Source organism: Streptomyces sp. NPDC040622 (assembly GCF_055593965.1).
This window is the reverse complement of sequence record NZ_JBVIXD010000003.1, coordinates 267,112-279,803: the sequence shown is the minus strand read 5'-3', so window position 1 is coordinate 279,803 and position 12,692 is coordinate 267,112. Positions and strand designations below refer to the sequence as shown.

Genomic DNA, 12,692 nt, shown 5'->3' with positions numbered 1-12,692 from the left:
GGTGTGCTGCCGGTGTTCTAGGCGTCCTGGGGCTTCTGGAGCGTTTGGGTCCCCTGGGGTCCCTGGGTCTCCTGGGCTTCGACCGGCGGCTGCTCGCTCGCAGGGGCGGGGCCGATGTCGGGGCCGGTGTCGGCGTCGGGGAGCAGGCCGAGGCGGGCGTCACGGGCGAACTCCGCCTCGCGGCGGAACAGCCGGAACCACATGAACAGCACGAAGCCCGCGAAGACGAACCACTCGCCGGTGTAGCCGAGGTTCTGGAAGGCCTTCAGGTCCAGGCCGGTGTTGTTGGGCGCGGTCGCCGGGACCGCCTTCATGCCCGCGTCGGCCTTGCCGAGCGTGATCCACGCGTCGTACAGGTCGTCGCGCACGAGATTGACGAGCGACGCCGAGCTGATCGCACCCAGCTGGCCCTGGGGGAGACCGCCCGCGGCGCTGACCCCGTTGGAACCGGGGCTCTCCGACGCCTGCAGCGCACCCGTCACCGTGACCTCGCCCTTGGGGGCGGCCGGGGCCTTCGCGGCGCTCGCCTCACCGGGGAGCCAGCCCCGGACCACGGGCAGCGACTTGCCGTCATCGGTACGGAGCAGGGTCAGGACGTAGAAACCGCGCTTCTCGTCCAACTCCCGGTCCGGCACGAGCAGTTGCCTGCCGTAACGGCCGGTGGCCCTGGCCTGCTCGCCGGAGGTCTCCTTGTCGACGGGCAGCAGCGAGTCCAGGGGCCTGCCCCGCCCGTCCCGCTCGTCGACCTGTTCCTTGACCTGCTCCTTGGCGGACTCGTGGTCCTGTACGCGGTCCTCGAAGCGGCCGAGCTGCCAGGACCCCATGAAGATGCAGAAGGGGATGGCCAGCACGACGAAGACGTTGATCCCCCACCAGCGGGGCGTCAGCAGGAACCGGTACACGCTTCCACGGTACGGGGGCCCTGCGGGCCGCTGAACCGTGGGGTAGCCCTCCCCCCACCTCCGGTCGCCGCCTCCACCACGCTCACCCACCCGACCTCGGCCCCGCCCGTGCAGCCTCTGCCCGCCGCTGCGCGGCGGATCCTCCCACCCGCCCACCCGTTTGCCCCGCACCGCAGGGTGGGCGTAGGGGCTCGCCGCTGTCGCGGCTGATCGTGCCGGTGCTTGTCCAGCGGCCCGGCGGGACAATCCCTGCCCCGCCGCTGCGCGGCGGATCCCCCCACCCGCCCACCCGTTTGCCCCGTACCGCACGGTGGAGGTAGGGGCTCGCCGCCGTCGCGGCGGACCGCCCCGGGTTGTGCCGGGCCTTTTGCCCTGCGTCGTCGGGGTCCGCCTGCCCCTCGCGCCGGTGCTCTGTCCCGCGGCCTCGTCGGGGCCCCTGTCCCGCCGCTCCGCGGCGGATTCCTCCCACCCGCCCCCCCCGTTTGCCCCCCCGCACCGCAGGGTGGGCGTTGGGGTCCGACGCCCGTGGCGGATCGCTGGGCCCACCCGCCCGGTGACCGTCCCGCCCTACCCGTACTGGGCGGTGCCGGGTAAACGGGTGGGTGGGTGGGGGCATCCGCCGCGCAGCGGCGGGCCAGGGCGGGGGCGTCTTCGAGGGCGCCTTCCTGGGTTCGGAGCTGCCGGGGGTTCCCGCCCTGCCTCCGCGTCGCGGTGCGGGGCAAACGGATGGGCGGGTGTGGGATCCGGCGGGCTAGGGCGGGGCGTCTTCGAGGGCGCCCTCTCGGGTTGGGAACCGGCCGGGGTACCGCCCTAACCTCCCCTCGCGGTGCGGGGCAATCGGGTGGGCGGGTGGGAGAGATCCGCCGCGGAGCGGCGGGGTAGAGCGGGAGGTGTCTTCGAGGGCGCCCGCTCGGGCTCGGGATCGGCCGGGGTGAGCGAGGGCCGTCGTCGCGGAGCCGCGGAGCCGCGGAGCCGCGGAGCGGCGGGGTGGCGGGGTGGTGCCCCTCCGAGCGGCCCTCGGGCTCGGAGCCGGGCGGAGTGTTCCCCCTGCCCCCGCCTCGCGGTGCGGGGCAGGGCGGGCTCAGGGCGGGGCGAGGGGTGCCCCTCGCCCCGCCCCCGTTCAGCTCGCCGCAGGCGATACGTGACGGGACGCGAAGTCCAGTTCGAGGGACACCTGCTTGATGCGTTCGTCCACGACCAGTGACCCGTGGCCCGCGTCGTAGCGGTAGATCTCGTGGACCGCGCCCCGCGCGACCAGGCGGTCCACGTAGTTGTCGATCTGGCGGATGGGGCAGCGGGGGTCGTTCACCCCGGCGGAGATGTAGACGGGGGCCTTCACGTCGTCCACGTACGTGAGGGGGGACGACGCGCGGAAGCGGTCGGGGACCTCCTCGGGCGTGCCGCCGAGCAGCGTGCGGTCCATCGACTTCAGCGCCTCCATCTCGTCGTGGTACGCCGTCACGTAGTCCGCGACGGGCACCGCCGCCAGGCCGACCGCCCAGGAACCGGGCTGCGTGCCGAGGCCGAGGAGGGTGAGGTAGCCGCCCCAGGAGCCGCCGGCGAGGATCAGGCGGTCGGGGTCGGCGAGGCCCGAGGTGACGGCCCATTCCCGGACCGCCGCGATGTCCTCGAGCTCGATGAGGCCGACGCGGTGCTTGAGCGCGTCCGTCCACTCCCGGCCGTAGCCGGTGGAGCCGCGGTAGTTGACCCGGACGACCGCGTACCCGTGGTCGACCCAGGCGGCCGGGCCCGCCGCGAACGCGTCACTGTCGTGCCAGGTGGGGCCGCCGTGCACCTCGAAGACGGTGGGGAACGGCCCCGGGGAGCCCGCGGGCCGCTGCACCAGCGCGTGGATGCGGCCGCCGGGCCCGTCCACCCACACGTCCTCCACGGGGACGGACTTCGGCGCCTTCATGCCGGGCGGGTCCAGGACCACGCCGCCCGCCGTGGAACGGACCACCGGCGGCTCCGCGGCCGACGACCACATGTACTCCACCGACCCGTCGGGACGGGCCGTCGCGCCCGACACGGAGCCCTTGGGCGTCTCGATGCGGACCAGCTCCGCGGAGGCGAGGTCGTAGCGGAAGAGCTCGCCGCGCGCCTCGAAGTCGTGCGCGATCAGCAGGGCCGTGCCGTCGGGGTACCACTCGGCGCTCACGTCGCCCGGCAGGCCGAGCGCGAGGTCGTTCCGCTCGCCCGACGCGACGTCCCACACCATCGGCTCCCAGCGGCCGCGCCGCTGGTGCCCGATCAGCAGGCGCGTGTCGCCGCCGACCGGCGCGAAGCCGAGGACCTCGAGGCCCAGCTCGACCGTGCCGCCCTCGGTGTCGTCGAGCTCGGCGACCGTCGATCCGTCCGGCCGGATCACCCGGAGGGCGGAGTGCATCGCGTCGCCGTGCTCCGTGTGCTCGACGGCGATCAGCGTGCCGTCGTGCGAGAGGTCGCCGACGCCCGCCGACTCGCGGTGGCGGTACACCTCCACGGGGGCGGTGCCGTCGGGACGTACGACATGGATCGTCGAGCCGTCCTCGTCCGTGGAGCGGCCCACGACCACCGTCCTGCCGTCCCGGCCCAGGGCGAGCCCCGCGGGGTAGGAGCCCTCGAGGCCGGGCACCGCGGTCTCGTCGGCGCCGCCGGTGAAGGGCTGTCGCCGCCACACGCCGAACTCGTCGCCGTCCGTGTCGTCGAACCACCAGATCCACTCGCCGTCGGGCGTGAGCGTGCCGTCGGTCGTGCCGTTGGGCCGCTCGGTCACCTGGCGCTGGGTGCCGGTCGTGCGGTCCCAGGCGTACAACTCGTACGTACCCGTCGCGTTCGACACGAACAAGGAACGCTCCGGGGCGTCCTCCGCCCAGTCCGGCAGCGACACCCGCGGCGCCCTGAACCGCTTCTCCCAGTCCGGCATCGCGTCCGCCGTCGCGTCCGGCCCTGCGGCGCCCGTCGGCTCCGCGCCCGTCGGCTCCGCGCCCGTCGGCTCCGCGCCCGTTCCCGCACCTGTCTCTGCACCCGTCTCGCTCATGCCCCCCATACTGCCTGTCGCCGCGGACAATCCGCTGGCGGGATTCCCCAGCCTGTGGATAACTTTCCGGTCATGTACTCCCGGACGCCCGCCGACTGGCGCGAGACCAACCGGAGGCGCTGGGACGAGCGTGTCCCGCTCCACCTGGCCAGCGACTACTACGACCTCGACGCGTTCCGCGCGGGCCAGGACCCGCTGCGCGATCACGAGCTCGCCGAGGTGGGCGACGTCCGGGGCAAGTCGCTGCTGCACCTGCAGTGCCACATCGGCCTGGACACCCTCTCCTGGGCCCGGCACGGGGCGTCCCGCGTCGTCGGCCTCGACTTCTCCGAGCCGGCCGTGGAGGCGGCCCGCGACCTCGCCGCCGAGCTCGGCCTCACCCCGGAGCGGGCCGCTTTCGTCACCGCCGACGTGTACGACGCGGCCGAAGCGGTGCCCGACTCCTCGTACGACATCGTCTACACCGGCGTGGGCGCGCTCGGCTGGCTGCCCGACATCCGCCGCTGGGCGGAGACCGCCGCCTCCCTCGTGGCGCCCGGCGGCTTCCTGTACCTCTCCGAGTTCCACCCGCTCACCGACGTCCTGGACGACGCCACGGGCTCCCGCGTCGAGCACGACTACTTCGCGCGCGACGCCTGGATCGACGAGACGCCCGGCGGGTATGCGGACACCACCACCCCGACCGTCCACAACCGCACCGTCGAGTGGCAGCACCCCATCGGCGACGTCGTGACCGCGCTCGCCGCCGCGGGCCTGCGCATCGATTTCCTCCGGGAGCGCGACCAGACCCTCTTCCAGCGCTTCGGCTCGCTCGAACGCCACGACGAGACCTACCGGTTCCCCGCCGACCGCCCCCGCGTCCCGCTCATGTACTCCCTGCGGGCGAGCAAGGACCGGCCCTAGGGCGCAGCCCCGGCGCGCGGGGCCCCGCTCACGGCAGCGGCGACGGCGGTCGCAGCCACCCCTCCCGTTCCGGCTCGAACTCGCCCAGCTTCGTCCAGTCCCACGCCTCCAGCACCTCACGCCTGCGGTCGTCGTCCGTCTTGATGACGGCGACGACGACGTCCGACGTGTGCCGGGTCAGCAGCAGCGTCCGCAGCCGGGCGGCGACGTCCGTCCTGCGCTCGGTGGGCGCCACCATCAGCTCGCCCAGCAGGAACACCCGACCCGACGAGGTCCGTTCCTCGACCTCGGGGGACAGCACACAGCGGAAGGCCTCCCACCACGTGCCGCCGCGTTCGGCGCGGTACCCGTAGAGGCAGCCGACCAGGCCCGCCGCGTCGGCCACCACCATCTCGAAATCGGTCTGCTGCACGTCGTGTTCGAAGCGGCGCAGGAAGTCCCGCCGGTTGCCGTACTCCGCGCCGGACATGCCGCGGTAGGCCTCTACGTAGAGGTCGGCTACGGCCTCGCGCTGCTGCTCGGCCTGCCAACGGCTCAGCCGCCGCAAGAACACCTCTGCCATGTGCGCCTCCCGCTCCGCCCCCGCTGAGGGCGACTCCCCCTACACCCTGGACTCCGCATGGTGACAGCACCGACCGGTGAGGGGAACGGTGCGTCGGGCCGCTCCGGCACCGCCTCCGCGAACTTCACTCGTAAGCCGGGAGCTTAACCTCGGCAACATTGGGCAGGCGGACTGATGACGTCTCGACAGATGTCGCGTCAGATGTCCCGACGGACGTACGGCAGAAGGTCCGCCGGATGTCCCCGACCAAAGGTGAACACGTGAGGCCGCCTACACAGTTGACTGCAGCATCCACGCACGAGGAAGCGCGCACGGCGTGTCCCCGGGACGAGATGTCCGGCAGCGAACTGCCGTGGGTCGAGGACGCCGGAAGCATGGCGCCCAAGGACGCGCGTTCCCTGTCGAAGATCTTCTTCGACCGGCTGCAGCACCTCGAAGAGGGCACGCACGAGTACCAGTACGCGCGCAACACCCTGATCGAGATGAACCTGTCGCTCGTGCAGTACGCGGCCTCGCGCTTCCGCGGCGGCAGCAGCGACATCGACGACATCGTGCAGGTCGGCACGATCGGCCTGATCAAGGCCATCGACCGCTTCGAGCTCTCCCGCGACGTCGCGTTCAGCACGTTCGCGCTGCCGTACATCACCGGTGAGATCAAGCGGTTCTTCCGCGACACCACCTGGGCCGTCCACGTGCCGCGCCGCCTCCAGGAGCTCCGCGCCGACCTCTCCAAGGCCAAGGAGCGGCTGGCCGGCGAGCTGGACCGCGACCCCACCGTGCAGGAGCTCGCGGAACACCTGGACATCAGCGAGCAGGAGGTCAACGACGGCCTCGTCGCCTCCAACGGCTACACCGCCGGGTCGATCGACGTGCCCGTCAGCCAGGACGACGGCTCGCAGGGCCGCGACTACGCCGACATCCTCGGCGAGGACGACCCGGCACTCGACCTCTTTGAGGACCTGCACACGCTCGCCCCGCTCGTCGAGCAGCTGGGCGACCGCGAGCGCCGGATCATCGAGATGCGCTTCGGCCGCGAGATGACGCAGGGCCAGATCGGCGAGGTGCTCGGGATCTCCCAGATGCACGTCTCGCGACTGCTCTCGCGCACGCTCGCACGGCTGCGCTCCGGCATGCTCGACGAACGCTGACGGATCAGCTCCGGCGGATCAGCTCCGTCGGATCAGTCCTCGTCGGATCAGCTCTGACGGACCGGCATCGACGGGCCGCTCTCGTGTTCTCACGGCACGAGGGCGGCCCGTTCGCCGTCCGTTCCCTTCGCCCGCCGGCAGTTCACATGCCGACCGGGTACGCCACGTCCCCGTAGGGAAGGTGGTAGTCCGCGGGCTGGCCCTCGGGAGCGTACGAGGGGTGGTAGGCCAGGCCCGACGGGTGGCCGTCCTGCTGAAGGCCCTGGTGGCCCTGGAGACCTTGGTGGGCCTGGAGACCCTGGTGGGCCTGGAGACCCTGGTGGCCCTGATGACCCTGCAGATCGGGGTGGGTCATCGTCTCTTGCGGGAAAATGCCATGAGCAGACCCGTTGGCTCGGTGGCGCCGGTGGCGCCCGGGTTGTCGCGAGGGAGCCTGCGCGGGCTCCCAAGAGTCACCTCCCGTCCGGACTTCGGTCTGGGCCGATGCGGCCTGGGCAGGTGCGCTCTCCGCGTAGGAGAGCTCCTGCACCCTGAGTGCCAGTGCCGACAGATCGCAGCCCAGCTGAGTGGCGAGCACGCTGGGGTTCACCCCCTCGTGCCAGCCCTGGACCAGGAGATGGTCCATCGGCGCGGTCCACGAGACGGTTTCGGGTACCGCCGTGGGAGCCGCGACCTGCACGTGCGGGGCAGCGGGCGTGGCCGCGGGAGCCGCCTGCGCGGTGGCAGCCATGGCCGGCTGCGGCTGCGTCGCGGCCACGGGAGCGGGAGGAGCGGGGGTCGGTGCGGGCGGGGGAGCGGGCACCTGGGCCGGGGCCGGGGCCGGCGCGGGAGCGGGCGCCGCGACGGTCTCCCGTACGGGCGCCGCGGGTGCCGCCACGGGCTCCGCGAGTAATGGGGCGACCGGCTCCGGAACGGCCCGGGGCTCCGGGCCTTCGGGAGGTTCCCCCGGTGCGGGATGGGCCACGTACGAGGGGTTGGTGGCCGCCTCGGCCGCCACCATCTCCAGCGCGTTGGTCGCCAGGTCGAGTGCTTCCTCGCGGTTCACGGCCTTGCGTGCCGTACGCACGTCGCGCTCCGGCAGGCCGAGCACGTGGGCGGCGCCCGTATCGCTGCCCAGGGTGACGGCGAGAGCCGCCAGCACACGGTTTCTGTTCTTTCTCAGCTCCTCAAGTGTCAACTGCGCATCCACGACACGTTCGTTCGCTTCGCAATACATGTCTGCGAGCACGGCATGTCGCTCAAGCCGGTCCCTGAGTTCCATGACCGGCTGAACGGATGAGCGTCTTTGAAGGAAATGGCGTCAGTCGCGGAGTACTCCGGTCGGCCCTACTTCTCCGATGAGCAGGCGAGTCATTCTTACCGCCTGACTGCTGGTCGGACGGTTGCGCCGTCCGATGTCTTCAGGCGGGTGAGGCGCCCGCCGAACGGGTTCATTTTCGCGCCCGACAGCCATACTTTCAGGAGAAATTGAAGGACTCCTAATGGCGCAGAATCGTTCTTACAATGCGACACGCGGGGTGACACGACCGGGTGACGACGCCGGGTTGATCGGCCGGGTCGCGCCGGGGGCCTTCCAGTCGGCACCGGGGGCCGTTCAGCGCAGCCTCCTGGCCTTGTGCGACCGCACGGAGAGGCGTACGTCGGCGTCCAGCGAGCGCGGTGCCGTCGCCGCCCTCGCCTCGGCGACCGTCTGCCCCGCGAGCCGCTGAAGGACCGTCTCGGGGGAACTGTCCGGCTGCAGCACCAGCGTGATGCGGACGCGCAGCCGCCGCGAGTTCCCCCGCAGCCGTACGTGCGCGTGGGCCACGCCGTCGATGGCGCCGGCCCGCTCGGCCATCACCGCGGCCAGCGCGGACCCGGTCAGGGTCACCTCGGGCTGCCCGAGGGAGAGTTCACGCAGCCGACCGCCGCGCGCCTGCGCCAGCGTCCAGCCCAGGAACAGCAGGACGCCGACGGTGAGCGCGGCGATCGTGCCGGGCGTCCACCAGCCCTGGTCGCGCCACCGTCCGAGGTCCCCGCCGTCGAGCCACACCCGGTCGGTGCCGAGCCGCGGCCAGCCCGACGGCAGCCGGTCGCGGACGGGGCCGGTCGCGGACGCCAGCACGGCGCCCGCGCCCACGAGGGCCGCCGCCGTGCAGAACAGCGCGGTGCGGTTGGTGCCGTTGCGGAGTCGGCTCATCGGTCGGCGCTCCCTTGCGCGGTGCTCCCTTGCGCGGTGTTCCCTTGCGCGGTGTTCCCTTGGACGGTGCTCCCGTGTGCGGGGGTGCCTTGCGCGGCTGGATCGTGCGGCACCGGGGCGGGGGCCGGGGCCGGCGGGGCGGGCGCGCGCCAGGCGGGTTCGGTGCGCAGCCGCACACGCAGCCGGGGCGGCCTGGCCAGGCCGCAGGAGGCCACGGCCCGCTCCGCCGCCCCGGTCACCTCCCGCCGCGCGGACTGTGGTTCGCCGAACGCGAGCCCGGCCCGTACGCGCACCCTGCGCCGCCCGGCGTCGACCCGTACGCGGGTGATCCCGGGCAGCTCCGTCACGGCGTCCCGCACCAGCGACGCCACGGCTTTCCGGTCGATGACCGCGCGCAGCCCCGACACCGGTGCGCGCATGGGGAGTTGGCCGCGCCGCCCCGGGGTGACGGCGAGCACGAGCAGCCAGACGCCGAGGACGAGCACCCCGGCGGCCACCGCCAGGCCGGGCCAGGCGGCGCCGTCCGGTCCTTGCGCGGTGAGCCGGTCCATCGTGTCGGCCCGCCACAGGGACGGGGCCCGGTCGGCCGCGTGCACGGCCAGCACGTCGTAGAGGACCACGCCACAGGCCGCGGCGGCGGCCAGCGCCAACACCGCGACGGGCAGGCGCCGTTCGGACCACGGGCGGCGCGCACGGGCCGCGCCCGCGCCACCCGCACGCTCCGGCACGGCCGCCGCCTCCGCCGGTGCCCCTTCGCGCGGGCGCAGCTCACGGACCCGGACCCGCGCGGAGGGCACGGTGAGCCCGGTGAGGTGCGCCGTGCGGTCGGCGACGTGCGACCGCACGCGCTCGCCCGCGTCGTCGAGCACCGCGGGGTAGGGCAGCGTCACGGCGACGGCCACCCGTGCCCTGCGGCCGCGCACCGCCGCGGAGGCGCGGGTGGCACGGACCTCGCCGGGCGCGAGCGCCTCCGTGGCCGCCCGCTCGGCGATGCGGCGCACCGCGCGGTCCGCGACGGTGGTCGAACCTCGTTCCTGTGACGGTGTGTCCGGCGAAACCGGTGCGCCAGGCGTATCCGGTGCGCCATGCGTACGCGGTGCGCCATGCGCACCCGGCGTGCTCATCGACGTCCCCGCTCACGCCCGCCGAGGAAGTCCCGTATGTCCGTGCCGTTGTCCACGAGACGTCCCAGGACGTAGCCGACCGCGCCGAGCGCGGCGACCAGGAGGAAGGCGCCGAAGCCGCCGAACCACCCGGCGAACCCGAGGGCCATCCCGGCGATCAGGCCTACCAGAGCTGTGCTCACCACTCACCTCACACCACAGAAGGAGACATCGGTAGAACGGGACAACGGAGCCGAGCCCGTGGCCTGTCAGGGTGGCTGCCTACTCCACGCGCGTCTCGCCGCCCGTGTCCGCGGTGTCGTCGTCGGGCAGCCGTACGTCGTTGACCGCGACGTTGACCTCGACGACCTCCAGTCCGGTGATGCGCTCCACGGCCGAGATCACGTTCTCGCGCACGTCGTGGGCGACATCGGTGATCGGCACGCCGTACTCGACGACGATGTCCAGGTCGATGGCCGTCTGCCGCTCGCCGACCTCGACCTTCACGCCGCGTCCCACGTTCGGCCGGCCGCCGGGCACGCGGTCGCGTACCGCCCCGATGGTGCGGGAGAGCCCGCCACCCATGTCGTACACGCCGGGGATCTCGCGTGCCGCCATCCCGGCGATCTTCACCACCACCACGTCGGCGATGGAGGTCTTGCCTCGGGTCGCCGCGGGCTCCGCGGCCCCGGTGCGGCCCGTCACGGTGGTGCTGCCCGGCACGCTCTGGTGCGCGGCGCCGCCGAGGCGCTTCTCGTCGCCACCGGGTGCGGCCGTCGTCGAAGTGAACTCCTGAGTCGCCATGAGAGGCATCTCCTCGTCGTCGGGGACGTGTCGCCGTCCGCCTGCTGTCCGATCGCACTGGGGGCCGGGTGCCCGGCCCGGCGCTTGTCTGACACGAGTGGCCGTGATTCGTTACGCGTCTCGGAGGAATTTCTTCTCCGGCGGGGAGAACGTCCGCGTCGCGTAACGCGGACGCCCCGCCGAGTGTCGTAGGAGTACGACTGAGTGAGAGGAGCCGCGTGTGCCGGGCGACCGGGGCAGAGCGCGGGAGGAAGCCGACGATTCCTCACCGCACGACGACCAGCTGTTGGCGGTGCGGGCCGCCGAGGGCGACGAAGAGGCCTTCGAGGAGCTCGTGCGCCGTCACGCGCCGGGACTGCTGCGGCTCGCGACCGGGCTCCTCGGCAGCCGGACGGAGGCCGAGGACGCGGTGCAGGACTCCTTCGTGAGCGCCTGGCGCAAGATGCCGGAGTTCCGCGGGGAGGCGCGGTTCGGTACGTGGATGCACCGCATCGTCACCAACCGCTGCCTGAACGTCCTGCGGGCCCGCCGCCCCGCCGTGGACCTGGCGGAGGTGCCCGAGCCGCACGCACCGGAGCACGAGGCGTCGCCGTCCCGGGTCGCCGAGTCGCACGCCGCCGTGGCGGAACTCGGCAAGGCGATGGAGGGGCTCTCCCCGGAACAGCGCGTGTGCTGGGTGCTGCGCGAGCTCAACGGCCTCGCCTACGAATCCATCGCCGAGACGGTCGGCATCAGCCCCGAGGCGGTACGGGGCCGGGTCTTCCGGGCGCGGCGCTATCTCACGGAGGCGATGGACGCATGGCGGTGAACGAGGAGCACGGTCCTGACGACCCACTGCAGGACGGATCGATGACCGACGAACCAGTGACCGAACAACCCATGACCGACGTACCGACCGACGACGTACCGACCGGCGGCGCACCGATCGACGACGTACCGACTGGCGGCGTACCGATCGACGACGTACCGACTGGCGGCGTGCCGACCGACGACGTACCGACTGGCGGCGTGCCGACCGGGGGCACACCCGCCGACGCCGACGCCGACCTCGACGACGACACGAACGAGCTGCTGCCCTGCGGGCGCGAGCTGTGGAGCGTGTGGGAGCGCGCGGAGAACGGCGAGCCCGACCCGCACGCCGCCACCTGCCCGCACTGCGCCGGCGCGCTCGACACGCTGCGGCGCCTGGAGGGCGTCGTCTCCGCCGCCCGCGAGGGGGACCCGCGCGAGCCGGAGCCCGACGCCTCCGCGCTCGTCGGCCGCGTCATGGACGTGGTCCGCCTCGAACTGCGCCCCGGCCGCACGCTCCCGCTGGGCGAGCCGGACGAGGACGCGTGGATCGTGGAGGCCGCGGCCGCCCGGACCGTCCGCGCCGCCGCGGAGACCCTGACAGGGGTACGGGCGGGCAGCTGCCGCATCGAGCCGCTGACACCGTCGACGCCGCGGGACCGCGGGCCCGTACGGATCCGCGTGGAGGTGGCCGTGGCGCTCACCTGGAACCTCCAGGACGTCGCGGACCGCGTCCGCCACCGGGTCATCGAGGCGGTGGACGCCGAGCTCGGCATGCCGGTCGCGACCGTCGACGTGACGGTCGCCGACCTGATCGACGACAGGGACGACAGGGACGACAGGGACGACAGGGACGACAGGGACGACAGGGACGACAGCGCAGAGGGGTGGCAGCCGTGACGGAACAACTCGATTCCGGTGCTCTGGCCGACGCCGTCCGGGAGGCGGTGCTCGGCACGCCGGGCGTCGCCTTCCTGCGCCCAGGCCTCGCCGACCTCCTGCGCGCCGCCAATCCTCTGACGAGGATCCCGGCGGACCCGGCGAAGAACGGGGCGGCGACCGCCTCGTCCCGCTCCTCGGCCGTGCGGGTCACCCGGCCCGGCGCGGGAGCGGGTGTGCACGTCGAGGTCCACGTCGTCCTGCGCCGCGGCCACCGGGCCCTGGACGTCACCCGCGAGGTGCGGGCCGCCGTGACCGCGGCGCTGCGGCGGACGGCCGGGAACCCGGATCCCGCCCAGGTCTCGGTGACGGTGACCGGCCGGGTCTGACCGGCGGCGTACGAC

13 protein-coding genes are annotated in these 12,692 nt (G+C 73.3%); 5 read left to right on the top strand and 8 right to left on the bottom strand.

All coding sequences use genetic code 11. The annotated features are described in order from the left end of the window. Window positions 1-17 precede the first annotated feature (17 nt). Complete coding sequence (locus tag ACZ592_RS09670) at window positions 18-902, bottom strand: SURF1 family protein (RefSeq protein WP_471580967.1); 885 nt, start codon at window positions 900-902, stop codon at window positions 18-20. 1,120 nt (window positions 903-2,022) lie between these two features. Next, window positions 2,023-3,807: a S9 family peptidase gene (locus ACZ592_RS09665; RefSeq protein WP_471581406.1), complete on the bottom strand. Its 1,785-nt coding sequence runs from the start codon at window positions 3,805-3,807 to the stop codon at window positions 2,023-2,025. Window positions 3,808-3,993: 186 nt separating this feature from the next. Between ACZ592_RS09665 and ACZ592_RS09660 the strand changes: the two genes are divergently transcribed. After that, window positions 3,994-4,824: a class I SAM-dependent methyltransferase gene (locus ACZ592_RS09660; protein WP_471580966.1), complete on the top strand. Its 831-nt coding sequence runs from the start codon at window positions 3,994-3,996 to the stop codon at window positions 4,822-4,824. 28 nt (window positions 4,825-4,852) lie between these two features. Here the strand turns inward: ACZ592_RS09660 and ACZ592_RS09655 are convergent, their stop codons facing one another. Continuing rightward, window positions 4,853-5,386 (bottom strand): GNAT family N-acetyltransferase, encoded by a 534-nt coding sequence (locus tag ACZ592_RS09655; protein ID WP_471580965.1) that lies wholly within the window; start codon window positions 5,384-5,386, stop codon window positions 4,853-4,855. Window positions 5,387-5,718: 332 nt separating this feature from the next. Here ACZ592_RS09655 and ACZ592_RS09650 point away from each other — a divergent pair, with 332 nt between their 5' ends. Next, window positions 5,719-6,534, top strand: coding sequence for an RNA polymerase sigma factor SigF (locus ACZ592_RS09650; protein ID WP_471581405.1), 816 nt, complete (start codon window positions 5,719-5,721; stop codon window positions 6,532-6,534). 142 nt (window positions 6,535-6,676) lie between these two features. On the opposite strand, the gene ACZ592_RS09645 is transcribed toward ACZ592_RS09650, so the two are convergent. The 5 genes from ACZ592_RS09645 to ACZ592_RS09625 form a co-directional block, all read right to left on the bottom strand. Then, entirely contained in the window at window positions 6,677-7,675 is a 999-nt protein-coding gene (locus ACZ592_RS09645; RefSeq protein WP_471580964.1) for a hypothetical protein, read from the bottom strand. Window positions 7,676-8,128: 453 nt separating this feature from the next. After that, entirely contained in the window at window positions 8,129-8,713 is a 585-nt protein-coding gene (locus ACZ592_RS09640; protein WP_471580963.1) for an Asp23/Gls24 family envelope stress response protein, read from the bottom strand. Continuing rightward, window positions 8,710-9,714 (bottom strand): DUF6286 domain-containing protein, encoded by a 1,005-nt coding sequence (locus tag ACZ592_RS09635; protein ID WP_471580962.1) that lies wholly within the window; start codon window positions 9,712-9,714, stop codon window positions 8,710-8,712. The genes ACZ592_RS09640 and ACZ592_RS09635 overlap by 4 nt, the downstream gene beginning before the upstream one ends. Window positions 9,715-9,833: 119 nt before the next feature. Beyond that, window positions 9,834-10,019 carry a hypothetical protein gene (locus ACZ592_RS09630; protein WP_471580961.1) on the bottom strand — a complete coding sequence of 62 codons (186 nt, stop codon included), beginning with the start codon at window positions 10,017-10,019 and terminating at the stop codon, window positions 9,834-9,836. A gap of 79 nt (window positions 10,020-10,098) precedes the next feature. Then, the gene (locus ACZ592_RS09625) at window positions 10,099-10,620 is read right to left on the bottom strand and encodes an Asp23/Gls24 family envelope stress response protein (RefSeq protein ID WP_471580960.1); all 522 of its coding nucleotides are present in this window, start codon (window positions 10,618-10,620) and stop codon (window positions 10,099-10,101) included. Window positions 10,621-10,840: 220 nt separating this feature from the next. Between ACZ592_RS09625 and ACZ592_RS09620 the strand changes: the two genes are divergently transcribed. Genes ACZ592_RS09620 through ACZ592_RS09610 form a run of 3 tightly spaced genes read left to right on the top strand, consistent with a single transcriptional unit; the run spans window position 10,841 to window position 12,677 of the window. After that, on the top strand, window positions 10,841-11,428 hold the full coding sequence (locus ACZ592_RS09620) for an RNA polymerase sigma factor (protein ID WP_471580959.1): 588 nt from the start codon (window positions 10,841-10,843) through the stop codon (window positions 11,426-11,428). 41 nt (window positions 11,429-11,469) lie between these two features. Next, window positions 11,470-12,309, top strand: a complete 840-nt coding sequence (locus ACZ592_RS09615; RefSeq protein WP_471580958.1) for an Asp23/Gls24 family envelope stress response protein — start codon at window positions 11,470-11,472, stop codon at window positions 12,307-12,309. Next, window positions 12,306-12,677 carry an Asp23/Gls24 family envelope stress response protein gene (locus tag ACZ592_RS09610; protein ID WP_471580957.1) on the top strand — a complete coding sequence of 124 codons (372 nt, stop codon included), beginning with the start codon at window positions 12,306-12,308 and terminating at the stop codon, window positions 12,675-12,677. Before ACZ592_RS09615 ends, ACZ592_RS09610 begins: the two co-directional genes overlap by 4 nt. Window positions 12,678-12,692 lie beyond the last annotated feature (15 nt).

Bases quoted from the DNA above. Each gene is read 5' to 3' on its own strand.
- ACZ592_RS09665 (WP_471581406.1), bottom strand. From the start codon at position 3,807: ATGCCGGACTGGGAGAAGCGGTTCAGGGCGCCGCGGGTGTCGCTGCCG.
- ACZ592_RS09660 (WP_471580966.1), top strand. From the start codon at position 3,994: ATGTACTCCCGGACGCCCGCCGACTGGCGCGAGACCAACCGGAGGCGC.
- ACZ592_RS09655 (WP_471580965.1), bottom strand. From the start codon at position 5,386: ATGGCAGAGGTGTTCTTGCGGCGGCTGAGCCGTTGGCAGGCCGAGCAG.
- ACZ592_RS09650 (WP_471581405.1), top strand. From the start codon at position 5,719: ATGTCCGGCAGCGAACTGCCGTGGGTCGAGGACGCCGGAAGCATGGCG.
- ACZ592_RS09640 (WP_471580963.1), bottom strand. From the start codon at position 8,713: ATGAGCCGACTCCGCAACGGCACCAACCGCACCGCGCTGTTCTGCACG.
- ACZ592_RS09625 (WP_471580960.1), bottom strand. From the start codon at position 10,620: ATGGCGACTCAGGAGTTCACTTCGACGACGGCCGCACCCGGTGGCGAC.
- ACZ592_RS09615 (WP_471580958.1), top strand. From the start codon at position 11,470: ATGACCGACGAACCAGTGACCGAACAACCCATGACCGACGTACCGACC.